The sequence below is a fragment of the Rhizobium sp. 25PS6 genome, assembly GCF_032464655.1.
GTDB classification, from domain to species: domain Bacteria; phylum Pseudomonadota; class Alphaproteobacteria; order Rhizobiales; family Rhizobiaceae; genus Rhizobium; species Rhizobium laguerreae.
Map to the genome: position 1 here is coordinate 1 of NZ_JAWDIV010000034.1, position 17,214 is coordinate 17,214.

Below are 17,214 nucleotides of genomic sequence, written 5' to 3' on the forward strand. Positions count from 1 at the left end.
CGATATCCGCATCGTCGATCGCGAACTCACGTCCGGCAGCCAGGAGGAGACCGGCCTGCTGCGACGACATCTGAAGGCGGTTCTCGGCGGCGACACTTTCCTCAGTCCTGCCGTGTCGACGCCGGTGCTGTTCTCACGCCCCGGCAAGGCACCGCTCGTCATTCGTGCCCAGCTCCTGCGAGGCCTGCCGGCGGATCTCTTCGCCCATTCGCACGCTGTTGCAATCGTTACCGACCTTTCCGAACGCGCAAGAGCGGACGGCGATCTTCTGCGGCGGCTCTTCGCCCTGACGCCGCAGGAGGCGACCGTCGCACGCCTGCTGATGGAAGGTTCCTCCCCTCGCCAAATCGCCGAGATCTGCGGTCTAACCTATGAAACGGCGCGCGGCTACGTCAAGAAGGTGCTCTCCAAGACCGGAACGCAGCGCCAGTCGCAGTTGATCTCGCTTCTCTTCGGCCTGAAGATCTAATGGGAATATCTCAGACCGTGTGGCCGGAAATCGTATGCTGGTCCAGAAAGGCTAGCATGATGACGGAGCTTTCATCGATGGGGCAAATCGATAGTTCCTTGAAACAGATCATGCGGGTTTTGAAGACCTGCACTTCTTCCGCATTTCTCCGAATTGAACGCCATCCCGTTTCAAACGATCTGGAACAATTTCCCGGTTACCGCGTCTTTCTCAGGCAACGCAAAGGATGACGTCATGCTGAAATGGGCTCTGATATTTTTCGTGATTTCGGTCATCGCCGGCTTCTTCGGTTTCTCCGGCGTCTCCGCCGCCACCGCGACGATCGCCCGCGTTCTCTTCGGCATCGCCCTGGTGATCTTCCTGATCTTCCTCGTCCTTGCGCTGATGGCCGGCCAGGCGATCTTGTAGTGGTTGCGCGGCCGCTTGAAAATATTGAGGCGCATCTTGCACTTGCGGCTTCGCCGTCTGGTATGGCTGGGAGCGGCGGCTTAAAAGAAGGATGTGGCGGCACGCCAACGGGATGCCTTCGCCGTGCCTGCAATCAGCGTCTCGTTCGCAGCAGGGGCTCTCTGGACCGCAGCAATTCTGCCTGTCCTTGACCCGGTAAGGGCCGCGATCCTTCTTAGAAATGCGTCGCTGTCGAACTCCTTCGAGGAGCGGACGGACTTCGTGGCCGAGTGGACAGTATGGAAAAACACCTCGAGATTGATGACCGGTATCGGCTTGATGTTTCGGACCATGTCGATATCCGATCGCATCGTTACGGCCAGAAAATATCGGTCCGAACGCAAGGCGTCGAAGAGTTCCGGCACCGAGGACACAGCCGCCGCGACATATCCGTTCTCATTCAATTTCGAGACGATATCGCAGGCTGCGTCTTTTCCGAGAAAGACGAGAATTGGCTTTTGCTGATTGTTTTGCGCGGAAGACATCACTGGCACACTCCTGACCTGTCGCCAAAAGTGTAGCCCGCATCGACGCTTCTGTTTGTTCGGTTTTATTCGGTTTTATTGCGCCAGGGCGGGCCTGCGAAATTCATCAAATTCAGCGCCGAAGACCTTCGAATTCGGGGGCATTCACGACAACACCGCCCTGAGCCAGGGATGCATTCTGTTCGTTCGCTTTCTCAGCAGCTTGTCGATCGATATCGATCCCGCACCCGAAGCCGCAAGCACGAACATGCCGCCGGCAATCGCCAGGTCCTTCTCGAAATGCAACAGTTCGTTCTGGCTCGCAAAATTCGTGTGAAAGAGCAAGGCGGTCGCCAGGCAGAAGAGTGCCAGCGCCAATGCGCCAAGCCGGCTGAGGAAGCCGGCCGCAACGGAAAGGCCGGCGCCGATCTGAAGGGCAATGGTGGCAAGCGCGACTGGCGCCGACAGGCCCAGTTTTGCGAAAATGTCGAAAGTCGCGGTGATATCTGCCGCGAGCGACCAAGCTTCGTGCAGGAAGATCAGCGACAGCAGAAGCCTGCCGAGGAGAAGAATGAGATCGGCCAGTCGGGGCCGGCTTGAGGCGCTTTCCATCATACCCTCCGGTTTGAAGAGCAGGTGGTTAGCCCGCTCAAAGCAAGGCGCATTATAGCAGGCTCGCCCCGACATTGATCGCAAGCGCCAGGATCGTCGTGTTGAACAGGAACGACAGCACGGCATGCAGCAGCGTCAGCTTGCGCATGCTGGTCGAACTGACCGCGACATCCGCCGTCTGTGCGGCAACGCCGATGGTGAAGGAGAAATAGAGGAAATCCCAGTAGCCGGGCTCTTCTATCCCGTCCGGAAACTTCAGCCCACCCTCCTCGTCCGCCCCGCCGTAGAAATAATGGGCATAGTGGATGGTGAAGAGCGTATGCAGGAAGATCCAGGAGATCAGGATCGTCAGAACCGCAACACCTGCCCGCGCCAGCGCGACATCAGGTGCAGCCTCCTTGATCGAATGAAGCTCGAGGCCGATCCCGGCAATGCTGGCAAGTGCGGCACCGATCGACAGAGCCAGCAGGACGGTATCGGAGAAATCGAGATCCTCGGAACGTTTCCGGATGCTTTCAACCGTCGCCCGCAGCATCTTGCGCCAACTGAGCGCGACAAAAACGCCGGCGCTGACATTCCAGCCGAACAGGATATTGCCGGCGCTGACTTCGCGTGAGGTCAGCGCCAAGAAGACCACCAGTCCGGCAATAACGGCGATGATGAAGCTCGCATGCTTGTAGGCAAATACCGCAAGCGAATTTGCCCGTTCTTCATCCGCCATATCGGTCTCCGACAGCATATGCCCTTGATAACAGCATGAAAAAGGCGCGCCTGCCAGCCGGCAGCCGCGCCTCCGATTGTGGCCGGGCCTTATCAGGCGGCGGCGAGCTGCAGTTCCTTCTGCACCATGGTGCGCAGCGTTCCGAGATCCTTGGCGAAGGCGCGGATGCCTTCGGCGAGTTTTTCCGTCGCCATCGCGTCTTCGTTCATCATCCAGCGGAAGGTCTTCTCATCGACGGAGACCTTCGGGTCCGGCTTGCGGCTCTCCGGCGAGAGCTTGCGCTCCAGCTTGCCTTCATCCTTGGCCAGCTCGTCGAGCAGGTTCGGGCTGATGGTCAGGCGGTCGCAGCCGGCAAGGGCTTCGATTTCGCCGGCGCTGCGGAAGGAGGCGCCCATGACGATCGTCTTGATGTCGTTCGCCTTGTAGTAGTTGTAGATTTCACGGACGGAGATGACGCCCGGATCTTCCTCGGCAGTGTAGTCCTTGCCGGTCGACTTCTTGTACCAGTCGAGGATGCGGCCGACGAAGGGCGAGATCAGGAACACTTTGGCGTCGGCGCAAGCGATCGCCTGGGCCTTGCTGAAGAGAAGCGTCAGGTTGCAATCGATGCCTTCCTTCTGCAGCACTTCCGCAGCACGGATGCCTTCCCAGGTGGAAGCGAGCTTGATGAGGATGCGGTCCTGGTCGATACCGCGATCCTTGTAGGCGGCGATTATTGCGCGCGCCTTGGCTAGCGAAGCCTCGGTATCGAAGGAAAGATCGGCGTCGACTTCGGTCGAGACGCGGCCCGGGACGAGTTTCACCAGGGCTGCACCGACGGAGATGGCGAGGCGATCGGCGACGGCGGAAGAAACGGCTTCGGGATTGCCGCCCTGCTTCTTGCCCCAGGCGACGGCTTCCTTGATGGCGTCGGCAAACATCGGCGTGCCGAGAGCCTTGAGCACGATGCTCGGGTTCGTCGTGCAATCGACCGGCTTCAGGCGGGCGACGGCTTCGATGTCGCCAGTATCGGCGACCACGGTGGTAATCTCGCGAAGTTGGTCAAGCTTGGATGTCATGGTCAATAATCCTTGTTGAACTTGGGCTGCGACCGGCGCGAGTTCCGCCGGGCAAAGGTGATCTACCGACAGGTTGTTTGCATGCTGCAGGCGAAAATGCGCGCATCCGTCACGGATGATTCATGAACGTGAAGGACAGTGGCCGTGTTCCGGCCGCGAACGAACGGCTGCTCTAACGCAAGCGATACCGCTTGCGGCTGGAAGGCCGGTCGTGATTTTCGGAATGCCCGCACTATGTCCTCCTCGGACGGACAAGAACGACGTGTGTCACCCGGACTATCGCCATTCGCCTTACGAAAAGTCAAGGACATTTGTGCATTTCAATTGACATAAGTGTCACACTCGTCATTATCCCCGGCAACAAAAGCGTCGCTAAGGCCTTTCATCCCATCAGGGATCTAGGGCAGAAAATCGTGCGGAGGAGATGTGGTCAAGCTCAAACGCGGCACGCACACGGCCTATTCGGAGGCATCCTCGCTGCGGCTAAGGGCGGCGTGGCTTTATTACAACGAGGGTCTGACTCAGAAGGACGTCGCCGAACAGCTCGGCATCAGCCGCACCACGGTGATCCGTCTGCTTGACGAGGCGATGAAGCGCAGCGAAGTCCAGATCTGGATCAACGATTCCATCGGCGACTGCGTTGAACTTTCGGTGAAGCTGGAGCACGCCTACGGCCTCGACGAGGCGATCGTCGTCCCTGCGCCGGTCAATGGCGACGTCAATTCGCTTGCTAAAAATGTCGGTCTGGCGCTTGGCCAGTTCCTGTCCGAAGCCATCCCCGACGATTACACCATCGGCGTCGGCTGGGGCCGCACCATGACCGCCTCGCTGTCGAGCTTCCGGCCGCCGCGCCGCGCCAACTGCAAGGTCGTCTCGCTGCTGGGCGGCATCGTTGCAGTGCACCAGACGAACCCGATCGATTACACATGGCGGCTGGCAAACCAGCTCGGCGCCGAATGCTACATGTTCCTGGCGCCGCTTCTGGTCGATTCCATCGAGACCAAGCGTAATCTGATCGAGAAATGCGGGCTGGACACGATTTACCGCCTCGCCGAGAACCTCGATTTGGCGATCGTCAGCTGCGGCGATATCGGCCCGCATTCGACCTCGCTGTCGGAGGGCTGGATCTCGAAGGCCGAGCTGCAGGAACTGATCGATGCCGGCTGCGTCTGCGACACGATGTTCAACTTCCTCGACAAGGACGGCAATTCGGTCGACCATTCGATCAATCGGCGCGTCATGTCCGTCGATCTCGACACGCTGAAAGAGGCAAAGCACATCGTGCTCTCCTCCGGCGGCGCCCATCGGGCCGTGGCAATCCGTGCGACGATCAAGCGCATCGGCTGCAACACGCTGATCACCGATGAAAGCGCTGCACGCGCATTGCTGGAATTGGCAGAAGCCTCGCCGCCCGTCTCTTCTCCCCAGCGGGGAGAAGTGCCGGAGCGATGAGCGGCGACCACGCCGCTCCGTCCTGGAAACCCCTCAGGCGTGCGCCGATTCCCAGCCGAGCATCGCCCGCTTGCGGGTGAGGCCCCAATGGTAGCCCGTCAGCGCCCCGTTCTTGCCGAGCGCCCGATGGCAGGGCACCACGAAGGAGATCGGGTTTGCCCCGACCGCCGCACCCACGGCGCGCTGCGCCGTCGGGCTGCCGATATCGTTGGCGATATCAGAATAGGTGACGGCCTTGCCGAACGGGATTTTCAGCAGGCTCTGCCAGACGCGCACCTGGAAGTCCGTGCCGATCAGCACGACACGCAGCGGCTGGTGGGAGGACCATTTGCCGGGCTCGAAGATGCGGGCAGCGTAGGGAACCGTCGCCTGCAGGTCTTCGACATAACAGGCGTTCGGCCAGCGGCAGGTCATATCCTCTAGGCAGGCCCTCTCGTCGCCGGAATCGCTGAAGGCAAGGCCGGCAAGGCCGCGGTCGGTCACCATGATCAGCGCCACGCCGAAGGGGCAGATGTGGAAGCCGTAGCGGATGATGAGACCGCCGCCCTTGGCCTTCCATTCGCCGGGCGACATCGCCTCATGCGTGACGAAGAGATCATGCAAGCGGCTCGGCCCGGAGAGGCCGACCTCGATCGAGGTCTCGAGCAGCGGCATGTCTTCCTTGCGCAGCAGCCGCTTGGCGTGGTCGAGCGTCACCGCTTGCAGAAAGCCCTTGGGCGACAGGCCGGCCCAGCGGGTGAAGGTCTTCTGAAGCTGGGTCGGCGACTGGTTGAGCCGCGCCGCGATCGTCTCCAGCGAAGGCTGGTCACGGTAATCCTCGGTGATGAGTTCGATCACCCGACGGACAATGTCATAATCAGGGCCGTCAGGCGTGATGTCTGTCTGCAGGTTGGCAATCATATTCATCGTCTTTCTCCTTGTAACAAGGAGATAGTCAAGTGGGGGTGAGCAAACCACCCGATTCTTGCGCATCCGCTGGATAGAGCAATGCCAGGAAAAGTGCGAAGCGGTTTTCCCAGGCAAAGCGCGAAGCGCTTTTGCCGGGAATTGCGTAAAAACAAAAGCTGGAGCGGTTCTGCGCTTCCGTGAAAAGCTGAACCGCTCTAGTTCAGATCCGCTGCTTGACCGTCGCCAGCGCCCCCTTGAAGGCCTTGGCGAAGCTTTCGCGATCATCGGGATTGAGGAAGGAGCCGATATCCGTGCGCCGGCCTTCGCCGAAGATATGCATGGAAAGAATACCGATCTCCTGGTGCCGGCGAACAAGGAAGCGCGTCCAGAACGGATTGAAATGATGCTCCACCATCCGTCCCGAGGGCGCAAACTTGCGCACCGACACGTCCGTGCGCGATACCGTCACCTGTTCGCGCGCTTTCCCGGAGCGGTAATTCAGCCAGAAGGCGCCGTAGAGAAGCAGAAAATCCACTCCGAAGAACAAGCCGATCGGCCAGGCCCCTGTCGCGATGAAGAACGTGCCGTAAAGCAAGCAGACGGCACCGGATAGGGCAAGCAGCACCTTGAAGCCCCGGCGGCCGAGCGACCGGTGGGGAAAGAGCTCGGCAGCGAAAACAGGCTGCTCATTGAAGCTGTCGGCGTTGCTTTCCGTCATGGCTGCCGATTATAGAGTTTCCATGGCGAATCCGAAACTCAAATCCGTTACCAAGACGCCGCAGGACGCGAATGTGATCGCCCGCCGCAAACCGGCGGGAGCGGTGCGCACGGCCTATTCGCTGGCCGAGCGCGAGGAGATCTTCCGCCGCTTCTCGGTACAGCGGCCGGAACCGAGAGGCGAACTCGAGCACACCAACCCCTTCACGCTCGTCGTCGCCGTGGCACTTTCGGCGCAAGCGACCGATGTCGGCGTCAACAAGGCGACGCGCGCGCTCTTCAAGGTCGCCGATACGCCGGAAAAGATGCTCGACCTCGGCGAAGAGCGGCTGCGCGATTACATCAGGACGATCGGCCTCTACCGCAACAAGGCGAAAAACGTCATCGCGCTCTCGCAGATGCTGGTTGACCAATTCGGCGGCAAGGTGCCGGAGACCCGCGACGAGTTGGTGAGGTTGCCGGGTGTCGGCCGCAAGACCGCCAATGTCGTGCTTTCCATGGCCTTCGGCCAAGCGACGATGGCCGTCGACACGCACATCTTCCGCATCGCCAATCGCATCAGGCTTGCCCCCGGCAAGACGCCCGACGAGGTCGAGGCGCGGCTGATGAAGGTGGTCCCGAGCCATTACCTCTATCACGCCCATCACTGGCTGATCCTGCACGGTCGCTACACCTGCAAGGCGCGCCGGCCCGAATGCGAGCGCTGTATCATCGCCGATCTCTGCAAATCGCCGGAGAAGAGTTGGGATGTGCCGGCACCGCTCGTCGAGCTACCGCCGCAGGTGATCGGCGAGGCCGTCGAGTAGGACAGCGATCGCCTGCTCGTAATACCGCCTTTCGGCGCCCGCCTCGATCGCGATCGCCGCGCGATCGAAGGCCGCCGATAGCAGCGACGTCAGCGGTTCGAGCATAGCGCCGGCCTCTGGAAGCATCGCTGCAAGCCCTGTCCGCAGCGTCGCTTCCGCATTCTCCGCATCGATTGTCGCACTCGCCAGCGGTCCGAGAACGGCAGGTGCCTCGATCAGCATCAGCCGCGTGCGCCCTTGCGCCATCATCGCATCAAAATAGGCCGAGGCACCGGCGATCAGCATGGCACGTGGCGCGCCGTAGGACGCCGAGCGCGCCTCGATCGCAGCGGCCACCGCGCGCGCCTCGCATTCGATAACCGCCCGAAACAGCGCCTTCTTGTCTTCAAAGTGATGATAGAGCGCGCCACGCGTCACTCCCGCCGCCGTGACGATCTCCGGCGTCGCGGTTTCTGCATAGCCTTTCTCGACGAAGAGACGTCGACCGGCATCGATCAGTGCCTGTCTCGTCTGCTCGGTTCTCTCGCGATTGCTGCGGCTCATGCTGATCTCTGTACATACAAACAGAATGTATGTTAAGAGATAAAAACATACAGATTGTATGTAAAAAAAGGAGGAAAACGAGATGAAATCGACGAGCTATTATCCTGTCATCATGACCGACGACGTTGCCGGCACCGCCAGCTTTTATTGCACGCATTTCGGCTTCAAAGCTCTGTTCGAAAGCGACTGGTATGTTCACCTGCAATCGGCAGAGGAGGAGCATATCGCGCTTGCCATCCTTGACGGCAGCCACGAGACCATCCCGGCCACAGCCCGCGGCAGGGTGTCCGGCCTGCTCCTCAATTTCGAGGTCGGCGATGTCGATGCGATCTATGCAGCCTGCCGGAGCGCCGGCCTGCCAATTCTGAGAGAAATCCGCGACGAGGAATTCGGCCAGCGGCATTTCATCACCGCCGATCCAAACGGCGTGCTGATCGACATCATCAAGCCGATCCCGCCGAGCGCCGAATTCGCGGCGATGTATGACACCTCCGCCCTGCCCGCTTGAGCCTCACAACCCGGGATCCTTGGCGGAGACCAGCTTGTGCAGATGCACCATCATGCCGGCGGCAAAAAGCGGCGTCAGAAGATTGACGATCGGGATCGCCAGGAAAAGGGCGATCATCAGCCCGCCGAGAAAGACGGTGGAGGCATGCTTGGCGCGAAAGAGCCGCGCCTCATCCGGCGAACGGAAGCGCATGGCGGCGAATTCGAAAAATTCCCGTCCGAGCAGATAGCCGTTCACCAGAAAGAACGCGACCAGATTAACGCCGGGGATGAACAGCAACAGCAATGCCACTATATTGCCGAGAATCACCACACCGAGGAACTTGATCGAGCTTGCCATCGCCGGACCGAGCGGCATGGCGGTGCCCGGCGTGTCCTTGGGATAGTCGCGCTTTTCGATGACATCGGCGACGTCGTCGAGAAACAGGCCGGCGATCAGCGCCGTCACCGGCGACAGCAGCAACGCCAGCATGAGGGCAAGGCCGATACCGGCAAGAATTGCGAAGATGAGAGCGAACCACCCCGCCCAATCCGGCATATCGGGAAAGAAGCTCGTGAGCCAGGGAAGGAGAAAGGTCATGAAGGCTCCGCGCAGCGCGAACCAGAGGCCGACAAGCACGAGGATCGTCAGGCCGAGCACCTTCCAGAAGACAGAACGCGTTTCCGATGCGAACAGGTTGGCGAGCGAAAGTCGAGCGGCGTCAAGAATCATGTCTCAGGCGTCTCCGGGTTGCGCCGAAGATGTAGGAAAGATGGAGGCCACCGACAAGAGAGAATAAAATTGCATTCAGTAATAGAAAACTTGTCGAAAACTAAATACTAATATAATATTGTGACATACATGAAATACGCACGAGCCTGAGAAGCAGCTTCCGAAATAGTTGCAAAGACAAGGGGTCGCAACAGCGCATCCACGGAACGCCTCTGAGGAACACGGGGGAGGCTGACGTGGAAGACTTTGTGCAAAAACTCAGGCAATACGCAAAAACCGGCACACCGGCCGAGCGACGTATCGCGAAATATTTTACCGAACATCTGAACGACCTGCCGTTCGAGACGGCTGCGTCCGTTGCCGACAGGCTGGATCTCTCGCCGATGACCGTCGGGCGCTTCCTGCGCTCGCTCGGTTATCAGGGATTGGACAGCGTCAAGGTGGAGATTCGCGAGACCGTGACGACATCGCCGGCGCAATTGCAGAGCGCCATGAGCGAGCTGCATGCCGACGCCGCGGAGGGCAAACCGCTCGCCGTGCTGGTTGCCGAACAGATCCAGGCCCTCCATCATATCTATCATCTGACGGCGCAGCCGCACTGGTCGGAAGCCGTCGGCTTGATCAGCACTGCCCGCGAAGTGTCGATCGCCACTCATGCGCGGCTCGCAAGCCTGGCCAATCATTTCTGCCAGCGGCTGACACAAGCCCGCGACGGCGTGCGCACGCTCGACGCCGCCGACAACCGTTTTGCGGAACTCTTCGCCCGGCTGGCGGTCGACGACGCGCTGCTCGTCATCATCGATTGCCGCCGCTTCGCCAAGGCACGGCTGCTTGCCAGAACGGCGCGGCGCTACGGCTATAAGGTGGTACTCATTTCGCCGCAGCAGGCGGACTGGATGGCGGACCAGTCGAACGTCATGCTGTCCTTGCCGCCCGCGCGCGCCCCCGATCTCGACAATCTCCCGCCGCTGATCGCGCTGCTCGATTGCCTGTCGGAATCCGTCATCCTCCAAGTCGGAGAGGAGGCGGCACTTCGCCGCCGCCGCATGATGGAATTCGCGACCGTCCTCGGCGAGACCGCCAGTCACTAAAGCATGTCGCCCAAAACGGCCGGCGGTTTTGCGACAACGACATGCGTAAAACCAAAATCTATTGCATCGATTCCAATTCGACGCGGTGCCGGTGCATGGCGAGAAGACGGCGGTAGTCGCGGTCGTAGAGCGCCTGCTTCGCCTTGTCGGGAAGCCGTTCGTCGGCGCCCGGATACATCGCCTCGCCGGCCGCCGCCAGATCCTTGTACAAGCCACAAGCGACGGATGCTGCGATCGCGGTACCGAGCAGCACCGCCTCGTTCATCTTCGGCACCACGACCTTACAGCCGGTCGCATCGCTATAAAGCTCCATCAGTACCGGGTTTTTCACGTGCCCGCCGGCGATATGCAGCGTATCGGTCATGTAGCCGTATTCCTTCATCATTTCCAGGATATGGCGGATGCCGAGCGCAATCCCCACCGCAGAGCGCCAATAAAGCGCGCAGAGCCCGTCGAAGGACGTATCGAGCGTCAGTCCGCTGACGACGCCGACCGCATGCGGATCGGCGAGCGGCGAGCGGTTGCCATGGAAATCCGGCAGCACGAAGATCCGCGCACCGAAGGCATCGCCCTCCTCGGCCCGCAATTCGGCGATCCGCGCGACGATCCTCTGATGCAGCGGCGCCGTCGGCTCACCGCCTGCCGCATGCATGCGCACGATGTGGTCGAGTAGCGCGCCGGTCGCCGATTGCCCGGCCTCCACCAGCCAGGATTGCGGGAAGACAGCCTCGTAATAGGGACCCCACATGCCATGGCTCGGCTTGCGCTCCCGCGAGAAGGTAACGAGGCAGCTCGATGTGCCGGCAATCAGCGCCAGCTGGTGCTCGCGTTTGACAGGATCGGCGGCATAACCGCCGAGCGCGCCGAGTGCGCCGGCATAGGCGTCGATCATCCCGGCAGCGACACGGCAGTCCACAGTCAGCCCCAGCGCTTCCGCCGCTTCCTCAGTCAGCCGGCCGACGCTGTCTCCGACAGCCGTGGTCTCATCCGGCAAGTGGCCGCGCGCCTGAAGGTCCTCGAGACCGATCCGCTCCAGGAAGTCTTGCTGCCAGCCCTTTTCGAGATGGGCGAGATAGTTCCATTTCGCCGTCAGCGTGCAGCGCGAACGGGCGGGCGATCCGGTCGATTTCCACGTCATGAAATCGGCGAGGTCGAAGAAGTAGCCGGCCTTTTCCCATGTGGCGGGCAGCTTTTTCTTCAGCCACATCAGCTTCGGCATTTCCATTTCCGGCGACATCACGTGGCCGGAATGTTCGAGCACCCTGTGCTCCGTCGCCGTGCAGAAATCGGCTTCCTTCAGCGCCCGGTGATCGAGCCAGACGATCGTGTCGAAACGCCGGTCGCCGCCTGTGGAAACGCTGAGCTGCCGGCCCTCGAGGTCACGGACGACGAGCGAACAGGTGGCGTCGAAGCCGATCGCTCCGACCGCGGCGGCGGCGATGCCGGATTGCTCCATCGCCCTGCGCACTGCCCTACAGGCGGCCGACCAGATATCTTCGGAATCATGCTCGGCATGGTTTTCGCGCGGCCGGTTCATCACGATCGGATGCTCGGCCTTGGCGAGCAGACGGCCACGTGCATCGAAGACGCCGGCGCGCGCGCTGCCCGTGCCGATATCCACCGCAACCACATGATCCCGCATCAAGTCTTGGTCCCGTCCAGCTTATGGTTGCGGACAAGGTGTATCAAATCCGGCATGGCGTCAAACACCACATCAGGCGAAAGGCGGTCGAGTTCGGCACGATATCCGGTGAAATTGGCATGTGATCCGCCGGTGAAGGCAAAGACCGTCATGCCTGCCGCCTTGGCGGCGGCAATGCCGGCCGGGCTGTCTTCGACGACAAGGCAATGAGCCGGCTCGACCTGCATTTCACGCGCCGCATGCAGGAAGAGATCGGGCGCCGGCTTGCCGCGCTTGACCATCGTTGCGCTGAAGATGTCGGGCAGCCTGTCGAGAAGCCCGGTCACCGACAGCGACAACCGGATTCGTTCCATCTGGCTGGAGGAGGCAACGCAGCAGCGAACGCCAAGCCCGTCGATCGCCGCGGCGATACCGTCGATCGGCTTCAGTTCCGTGCCAAAACGGGCATAGAGTTCGATGCGGATACGCTCGAGGAATTCCTCGTCGGCATGGACGTTGAATTCGGTTTCCAGCGTATCGATGAGAGTCGACAGGCTGCGGCCGAGAAAACGCTCATAGGCCTGGTCCTCGGTGATCGAGACGCCGAGATCGTTCATCGCCCCGACGAGCACGCTGATTGAGATCGGCTCGCTGTCGACGAGTACGCCATCGCAATCGAAGATCACCAGCCGTGTTTCAGCATCAGCCATGCAAGACCCAACCTGAGTTCAATTCGAACGCGTTACCGTCCCGCTTCACTCGCAAGGCCGGATGAATGGCGGCAGCAGAGACCGCCATCCGGATTCCTTACACTGCGAGCTTGCCATCGAGATAGAGCTGCAGCGTCTCCCGCGTACCCTTTTCCCACAGGGTTTTGAGAGCATGGGCGAAGCGCTTGCGGAAAAGTTCGGACTTCGCCACTTCGCCGAAAATATCGTCGAAGATGAGGAAGGCCGAAGGATCGTCCTTGGCTTTCAGCGCTGCCGCATGCAGGCGCTCTGCGTTCGCGTCGTTGAAGACGATATCCTTGCCACTGTCGGTCTTGCCGGCGAAATAACGGCACCAGAGTGCTGAAACCAGCGCCAGACCGACGACGTCCCTGCCCTGACGCAGATTGTCGAGCGTCGACGGCAGGATGAATTTCGGTTGGCGGTTCGAGCCGTCCTGCGCCAGCCGCGGAATGGTATCGGCAATCTTCGGGTTGAGCAGGCGATGTTCGATCAGCGCGAAATAATCCGTCAGCGACGTGTTCGGCACCGGCGGCACGATCGGAATGATCTCGTCTTTCTCGAGTTTGGCGAGGAAGGCGCGGATCAATGGGTCTTCCATGGAATCATGCACGAAATGAATGTCCATCAGCGCCGCCGGATAGGCGATCGCGGCATGTCCGCCGTTGAGGATGCGGATCTTCATATGCTCGTAGGGCGTGACATCGGCAACGAAGGTGACGCCGACCTTTTCCAGTGCCGGCCGGCCGGCGGTGAACTTATCCTCGAGCACCCATTGTTTAAATTCCTCGCAATAGACCGGCCAACTGTCCTCGATCTGGAAATTGTCCCTGAGGAAATCGACCTCGCGCTGGCTGGTCGCCGGCGTGATGCGGTCGACCATGGCGTTCGGGAAGGCGACATTCGCCCGGATCCAGTCGGCAAAGGCGGGGTCCGAAAGGGCTGCCGTGCCGACGACGGCATTGGCGGTGACGATGCCATTATGGGGAATGTTGTCGCAGGACATGACGGTGAAGGGTCCAATGCCCTTGCTCTTGCGCGCCTTCAGGCCGGCGACGATCAGGCCGAACACAGTCTTCGGCGCACCGGGATTCTCTCCATCGGCAGCAATGGCCGGGTGCTGCGGATTGAAGGTGCCCGATGCATCGATGAAATATCCGCCCTCGGTGATGGTCATCGAGACGATGCGGATCTCGGGATCGGCAAGCTTGGCGATGATCGCAACGGCATCGCCAACCGGCAGGATGTCGATCATCGGTGCGGTGACGCGCGCCGCCGTCTTGTTGTTGTCCTGTTCGACCACCGTCGTCAGGAAATCTTGCACCGCAAGCTTTTCGCGCATCGCGGCATCCGACGGCAGCACGCCGGCGCCGACGATCGCCCAGTCATGATCCGTGCCGGCGTTGAAGAGATCGTCGAGATAGATCGCCTGATGGGCACGGTGGAAATTGCCGACGCCGAAGTGCACGATGCCGGCTTTCAGCGACGCCCTGTCATATCCAGGGATGGCAGCAGTGCGCGCCACATCCGAAAGCGTTGCCAGCGATAGTTTGCACGTCATGTTTCAGTCCTCTTGAAGGTCTTGCCGAGACGGCCGGGCGATATCGTCCGGCTCGCATGCCTGCCCCCAGCCCGGCCGCCTGCCTCAGATGGCAAGGCCGCCCTCGTTGAATTTGTGAATACGCGAACGGTCCGGCGTCAGGAAGACCGTATCGCCCGCTTTGGCGGCGAAATCGCCGCTTCCGCGCGCCGTCAGCATGCCGATGCCATCAGCATCGATATGCAGGAAGGTGTCGGAACCGAGATGTTCGGCGACCACGACCCTGCCCTTCCAGTCGCCGCTCTCCATCGACAGCAGCACATGTTCTGGCCGGACGCCGATGGTATGAGCGTTGAGCGCGGCGGCGTTTTGGCCGGTGATGAAGTTCATCTTCGGCGATCCGATGAAGCCGGCGACGAAGAGGTTGCGGGGACGGCTGTAGAGTTCGAGCGGCGATCCGACCTGCTCGATATTGCCCCGGTTCAGGACGACGATCTTGTCGGCCATGGTCATCGCCTCGACCTGATCGTGGGTGACGTAGACCATCGTCGTCTTCAGCTGCTGATGCAACTCGCTGATTTCGAGGCGCATGTTGACGCGGAGAGCGGCATCGAGGTTCGACAGCGGTTCGTCGAACAGGAAGGCCGAAGGCTGGCGCACGATGGCGCGGCCGATCGCCACGCGCTGGCGCTGGCCCCCGGACAGCTGGCGCGGCTTGCGCTCGAGATAGTCGGTAAGGTTCAGCACGCGGGCGGCATCGCTCACCTTGCGGTCGATCTCCGCCTTGTCGAGGCCCGCCATCTTCAGCGGGAAGGCGATGTTGTTGCGCACGCTCATATGCGGATAAAGCGCATAGGACTGGAACACCATGGCAAGGCCGCGCTCGGACGGCGCCTTTTCGGTGGCGTCCCTGCCGTCGATGACGATCTTGCCGCCGGAGACATCCTCGAGTCCGGCGATCAGCCGGAGCAGCGTGGACTTGCCGCAGCCCGACGGGCCGACGAAGACGACGAACTCGCCGTTCTTGATGTCGAGATCGATCGAAGGGATGACCTTGGCTTCGCCGAAGACCTTGGAAACCTTCTGAAGGGTAATGCTGCCCATGTTTCTCTCCCTTTTATGTTATTTCACAGCGCCGAAGGTCAGGCCGCGGACGAGTTGTTTCTGGCTGAACCAGCCAAGGATCAGGATCGGCGCGATCGCCATCGTCGATGCCGCCGAGAGCTTGGCGTAGAACAGGCCCTCGGGGCTGGAATAGGAGGCGATGAAGGCCGTCAGTGGTGCTGCCTTCGAGGCGGTGAGGTTGAGCGTCCAGAACGCCTCGTTCCAGGCAAGGATGATGTTCAAGAGCAGCGTCGAGGCAATGCCGGGCACCGCCATCGGCGTCAGCACATAGATGATTTCCTTGGCAAGCGACGCCCCGTCCATGCGGGCAGCTTCGAGGATCTCGCCGGGGATTTCCTTGAAGTAGGTGTAGAGCATCCAGACGATGATCGGCAGGTTGATCAGCGTCAGCACGATCACCAGGCCGGTGCGCGTGTCGAGCAGGCCGAAATTGCGGAACATCAGATAGATCGGGATCAATGCGCCGACCGGCGGCATCATCTTGGTCGACAGCATCCACATCAGCACGTCCTTGGTCCGCTTGGTCGGCGAAAACGCCATCGCCCAGGCGGCAGGAATGGCAATGATCAGGCCGATCAGCGTCGAGCCGAAGGAGATGATTACCGAGTTCATGAAGTGGCCGAGATAGTTTGACCGGCTCTGCACCTCCGCGTAGTTCTCCGTCGTCCAGTGGAAGAACAGGAACTGCGGCGGCGAGGCGATGGCGTCGGCTTCCGACTTGAAGCTGGTGAGAAACGTCCAGAGAATCGGGAAGAAGATCAGGATACCGAGCGTCCAGGCGATCGCGGTGACGATGAGCTTGCGCTTGGTTGTGACTTTTCTGGCCATCTCAAGCCTCCAGATTCTTGCCGACGAGGCGCACGAGGAAGATCGCGACGATATTGGCGAGGATAACAGCCACGATCCCACCGGCCGATGCGCCGCCGATATCGAACTGCAGCAGCGCCTGGGCATAAACGAGGTAGGTGAGGTTGGTGCTGTCGGTGCCCGGCCCGCCATTGGTGGTGACGAGGATTTCGGCAAAGACCGAAAGCAGGAAGATCGTCTGGATCAGGATCACCACGGTGATGGCACGGGCCATGTGCGGCAGGATGATGTAGATGAATTTCGAGATCGGCCCGGCGCCGTCCATCTCGGAGGCTTCCTTCTGCTCCTCGTCGAGCGACTGCAGCGCCGTCAGCATGATGAGGGTGGCAAACGGCAGCCACTGCCAGGCGACGATCAGAATGACGGAAAACAGCGGCGCATTGGCCAGCCAGTCGATCGGCTGCAGGCCGAGCGCCTTGGCAAGATGGGCAAACAACCCGTTGACCGGGTTCATGAACATGTTCTTCCAGACGAGTGCTGCCACCGTCGGCATGACGAAGAACGGCGCAATCACCAGGATGCGCACGATGCCCTGGCCGTACATCGGCTGGTCGAGCAGCAGCGCAAAGGCGATGCCGCCGATGACGGTGATCAACAACACGCCGGCGACAAGCAGCAGCGTGTTGATCAGCGCGGCGAAGAAGGCCGGATCCGTCAGGAAGTACTGATAATTCAGAAAACCGACGAAGCTTTCCATGCCGGGGCTGAGCAGATTGTAGTTCAGCAGCGAGAAATAGATCGTCATCGCCAGCGGGACAATCATCCACGCAAAGAGCAACAGCACGGAGGGCGCAATCATCAGGCGCGCGGAGGAGCGGGTATGTAAGGTTGCCATGGCAATCACCG

The 17,214-nt window shown here is 60.7% G+C and carries 21 protein-coding genes; 7 read left to right on the forward strand and 14 right to left on the reverse strand.

The features are described 5' to 3' along the window. The 3 genes from RWK44_RS33215 to RWK44_RS33225 all read left to right on the forward strand — a co-directional run. Positions 1 to 469: helix-turn-helix transcriptional regulator (locus RWK44_RS33215; protein ID WP_316030031.1), on the forward strand; the 469-nt coding region annotated here is incomplete at its 5' end. A gap of 56 nt (positions 470 to 525) precedes the next feature. Next, positions 526 to 699, forward strand: a complete 174-nt coding sequence (locus tag RWK44_RS33220) for a hypothetical protein (protein ID WP_316030032.1) — start codon at positions 526 to 528, stop codon at positions 697 to 699. A 4-nt stretch (positions 700 to 703) separates the two neighbouring features. Then, on the forward strand, positions 704 to 877 hold the full coding sequence (locus tag RWK44_RS33225; RefSeq protein ID WP_316030033.1) for a DUF1328 domain-containing protein: 174 nt from the start codon (positions 704 to 706) through the stop codon (positions 875 to 877). An 80-nt stretch (positions 878 to 957) separates the two neighbouring features. On the opposite strand, the gene RWK44_RS33230 is transcribed toward RWK44_RS33225, so the two are convergent. From RWK44_RS33230 to tal, 4 genes are all read right to left on the reverse strand, one after another. Then, positions 958 to 1,401 carry a hypothetical protein gene (locus RWK44_RS33230; RefSeq protein ID WP_260692873.1) on the reverse strand — a complete coding sequence of 148 codons (444 nt, stop codon included), beginning with the start codon at positions 1,399 to 1,401 and terminating at the stop codon, positions 958 to 960. A 144-nt stretch (positions 1,402 to 1,545) separates the two neighbouring features. After that, positions 1,546 to 1,995, reverse strand: coding sequence for a DoxX family protein (locus RWK44_RS33235; protein WP_025396096.1), 450 nt, complete (start codon positions 1,993 to 1,995; stop codon positions 1,546 to 1,548). Positions 1,996 to 2,044: 49 nt separating this feature from the next. Continuing rightward, positions 2,045 to 2,713 carry a DUF1345 domain-containing protein gene (locus tag RWK44_RS33240; protein ID WP_131664470.1) on the reverse strand — a complete coding sequence of 223 codons (669 nt, stop codon included), beginning with the start codon at positions 2,711 to 2,713 and terminating at the stop codon, positions 2,045 to 2,047. Positions 2,714 to 2,805: 92 nt separating this feature from the next. Then, positions 2,806 to 3,771: a transaldolase gene (gene tal, locus RWK44_RS33245; protein WP_221985290.1), complete on the reverse strand. Its 966-nt coding sequence runs from the start codon at positions 3,769 to 3,771 to the stop codon at positions 2,806 to 2,808. Between the two features lie 426 nt (positions 3,772 to 4,197). On the opposite strand from tal, the gene RWK44_RS33250 reads away from it, so the two are divergent. Further along, positions 4,198 to 5,223 carry a sugar-binding transcriptional regulator gene (locus RWK44_RS33250; RefSeq protein ID WP_131642932.1) on the forward strand — a complete coding sequence of 342 codons (1,026 nt, stop codon included), beginning with the start codon at positions 4,198 to 4,200 and terminating at the stop codon, positions 5,221 to 5,223. A 33-nt stretch (positions 5,224 to 5,256) separates the two neighbouring features. On the opposite strand, the gene RWK44_RS33255 is transcribed toward RWK44_RS33250, so the two are convergent. Next, complete coding sequence (locus RWK44_RS33255; RefSeq protein WP_316030034.1) at positions 5,257 to 6,129, reverse strand: bifunctional helix-turn-helix domain-containing protein/methylated-DNA--[protein]-cysteine S-methyltransferase; 873 nt, start codon at positions 6,127 to 6,129, stop codon at positions 5,257 to 5,259. A gap of 202 nt (positions 6,130 to 6,331) precedes the next feature. Next, positions 6,332 to 6,829 carry a DUF2244 domain-containing protein gene (locus tag RWK44_RS33260; RefSeq protein WP_017962185.1) on the reverse strand — a complete coding sequence of 166 codons (498 nt, stop codon included), beginning with the start codon at positions 6,827 to 6,829 and terminating at the stop codon, positions 6,332 to 6,334. Between RWK44_RS33260 and nth the strand changes: the two genes are divergently transcribed. Then, positions 6,828 to 7,634, forward strand: a complete 807-nt coding sequence (nth, locus tag RWK44_RS33265) for an endonuclease III (RefSeq protein WP_221985289.1) — start codon at positions 6,828 to 6,830, stop codon at positions 7,632 to 7,634. The genes RWK44_RS33260 and nth overlap by 2 nt on opposite strands. Here the strand turns inward: nth and RWK44_RS33270 are convergent. Further along, complete coding sequence (locus RWK44_RS33270) at positions 7,599 to 8,177, reverse strand: TetR/AcrR family transcriptional regulator (protein ID WP_221985288.1); 579 nt, start codon at positions 8,175 to 8,177, stop codon at positions 7,599 to 7,601. The two genes, nth and RWK44_RS33270, sit on opposite strands and share 36 nt — an antisense overlap. 82 nt (positions 8,178 to 8,259) lie before the next feature. Between RWK44_RS33270 and RWK44_RS33275 the strand changes: the two genes are divergently transcribed. Then, a complete protein-coding gene (locus RWK44_RS33275) occupies positions 8,260 to 8,685 on the forward strand; it encodes a VOC family protein (protein WP_025396103.1) in 426 nt (141 codons plus the stop codon). A 3-nt stretch (positions 8,686 to 8,688) separates the two neighbouring features. Here RWK44_RS33275 and RWK44_RS33280 read toward each other — a convergent pair whose 3' ends face one another. After that, positions 8,689 to 9,396 (reverse strand): sulfate transporter family protein, encoded by a 708-nt coding sequence (locus tag RWK44_RS33280; protein ID WP_077979424.1) that lies wholly within the window; start codon positions 9,394 to 9,396, stop codon positions 8,689 to 8,691. A 236-nt stretch (positions 9,397 to 9,632) separates the two neighbouring features. Here RWK44_RS33280 and RWK44_RS33285 point away from each other — a divergent pair, with 236 nt between their 5' ends. Then, positions 9,633 to 10,487, forward strand: coding sequence for a MurR/RpiR family transcriptional regulator (locus RWK44_RS33285; RefSeq protein ID WP_025396105.1), 855 nt, complete (start codon positions 9,633 to 9,635; stop codon positions 10,485 to 10,487). 58 nt (positions 10,488 to 10,545) lie between these two features. Here RWK44_RS33285 and RWK44_RS33290 read toward each other — a convergent pair whose 3' ends face one another. The 6 genes from RWK44_RS33290 to RWK44_RS33315 all read right to left on the reverse strand — a co-directional run bounded on the left by RWK44_RS33290 (position 10,546) and on the right by RWK44_RS33315 (position 17,203). Further along, positions 10,546 to 12,129, reverse strand: a complete 1,584-nt coding sequence (locus tag RWK44_RS33290; protein WP_168258622.1) for an FGGY-family carbohydrate kinase — start codon at positions 12,127 to 12,129, stop codon at positions 10,546 to 10,548. Further along, the gene (locus RWK44_RS33295; protein ID WP_025396107.1) at positions 12,129 to 12,818 is read right to left on the reverse strand and encodes an HAD family hydrolase; all 690 of its coding nucleotides are present in this window, start codon (positions 12,816 to 12,818) and stop codon (positions 12,129 to 12,131) included. The genes RWK44_RS33290 and RWK44_RS33295 overlap by 1 nt, the downstream gene beginning before the upstream one ends. A gap of 97 nt (positions 12,819 to 12,915) precedes the next feature. Beyond that, a complete protein-coding gene (locus RWK44_RS33300) occupies positions 12,916 to 14,397 on the reverse strand; it encodes a mannitol dehydrogenase family protein (protein ID WP_316030035.1) in 1,482 nt (493 codons plus the stop codon). An 84-nt stretch (positions 14,398 to 14,481) separates the two neighbouring features. Further along, positions 14,482 to 15,480: an ABC transporter ATP-binding protein gene (locus RWK44_RS33305; protein WP_316030036.1), complete on the reverse strand. Its 999-nt coding sequence runs from the start codon at positions 15,478 to 15,480 to the stop codon at positions 14,482 to 14,484. 18 nt (positions 15,481 to 15,498) lie between these two features. Further along, positions 15,499 to 16,329: a carbohydrate ABC transporter permease gene (locus RWK44_RS33310; protein WP_017962194.1), complete on the reverse strand. Its 831-nt coding sequence runs from the start codon at positions 16,327 to 16,329 to the stop codon at positions 15,499 to 15,501. A 1-nt stretch (position 16,330) separates the two neighbouring features. Further along, positions 16,331 to 17,203 (reverse strand): carbohydrate ABC transporter permease, encoded by an 873-nt coding sequence (locus RWK44_RS33315; protein ID WP_017989489.1) that lies wholly within the window; start codon positions 17,201 to 17,203, stop codon positions 16,331 to 16,333. Between the last annotated feature and the right edge of the window lie 11 nt (positions 17,204 to 17,214).

Bases quoted from the DNA above. Each gene is read 5' to 3' on its own strand.
- RWK44_RS33235 (WP_025396096.1), bottom strand. From the start codon at position 1,995: ATGATGGAAAGCGCCTCAAGCCGGCCCCGACTGGCCGATCTCATTCTT.
- RWK44_RS33225 (WP_316030033.1), top strand. From the start codon at position 704: ATGCTGAAATGGGCTCTGATATTTTTCGTGATTTCGGTCATCGCCGGC.
- RWK44_RS33255 (WP_316030034.1), bottom strand. From the start codon at position 6,129: ATGAATATGATTGCCAACCTGCAGACAGACATCACGCCTGACGGCCCT.
- RWK44_RS33270 (WP_221985288.1), bottom strand. From the start codon at position 8,177: ATGAGCCGCAGCAATCGCGAGAGAACCGAGCAGACGAGACAGGCACTG.
- nth (WP_221985289.1), top strand. From the start codon at position 6,828: ATGGCTGCCGATTATAGAGTTTCCATGGCGAATCCGAAACTCAAATCC.
- RWK44_RS33260 (WP_017962185.1), bottom strand. From the start codon at position 6,829: ATGACGGAAAGCAACGCCGACAGCTTCAATGAGCAGCCTGTTTTCGCT.
- RWK44_RS33240 (WP_131664470.1), bottom strand. From the start codon at position 2,713: ATGGCGGATGAAGAACGGGCAAATTCGCTTGCGGTATTTGCCTACAAG.
- RWK44_RS33220 (WP_316030032.1), top strand. From the start codon at position 526: ATGATGACGGAGCTTTCATCGATGGGGCAAATCGATAGTTCCTTGAAA.
- RWK44_RS33310 (WP_017962194.1), bottom strand. From the start codon at position 16,329: ATGGCCAGAAAAGTCACAACCAAGCGCAAGCTCATCGTCACCGCGATC.
- RWK44_RS33300 (WP_316030035.1), bottom strand. From the start codon at position 14,397: ATGACGTGCAAACTATCGCTGGCAACGCTTTCGGATGTGGCGCGCACT.
- RWK44_RS33315 (WP_017989489.1), bottom strand. From the start codon at position 17,203: ATGGCAACCTTACATACCCGCTCCTCCGCGCGCCTGATGATTGCGCCC.
- RWK44_RS33230 (WP_260692873.1), bottom strand. From the start codon at position 1,401: ATGTCTTCCGCGCAAAACAATCAGCAAAAGCCAATTCTCGTCTTTCTC.
- RWK44_RS33275 (WP_025396103.1), top strand. From the start codon at position 8,260: ATGAAATCGACGAGCTATTATCCTGTCATCATGACCGACGACGTTGCC.
- RWK44_RS33295 (WP_025396107.1), bottom strand. From the start codon at position 12,818: ATGGCTGATGCTGAAACACGGCTGGTGATCTTCGATTGCGATGGCGTA.
- RWK44_RS33290 (WP_168258622.1), bottom strand. From the start codon at position 12,129: ATGCGGGATCATGTGGTTGCGGTGGATATCGGCACGGGCAGCGCGCGC.
- RWK44_RS33280 (WP_077979424.1), bottom strand. From the start codon at position 9,396: ATGATTCTTGACGCCGCTCGACTTTCGCTCGCCAACCTGTTCGCATCG.
- tal (WP_221985290.1), bottom strand. From the start codon at position 3,771: ATGACATCCAAGCTTGACCAACTTCGCGAGATTACCACCGTGGTCGCC.
- RWK44_RS33305 (WP_316030036.1), bottom strand. From the start codon at position 15,480: ATGGGCAGCATTACCCTTCAGAAGGTTTCCAAGGTCTTCGGCGAAGCC.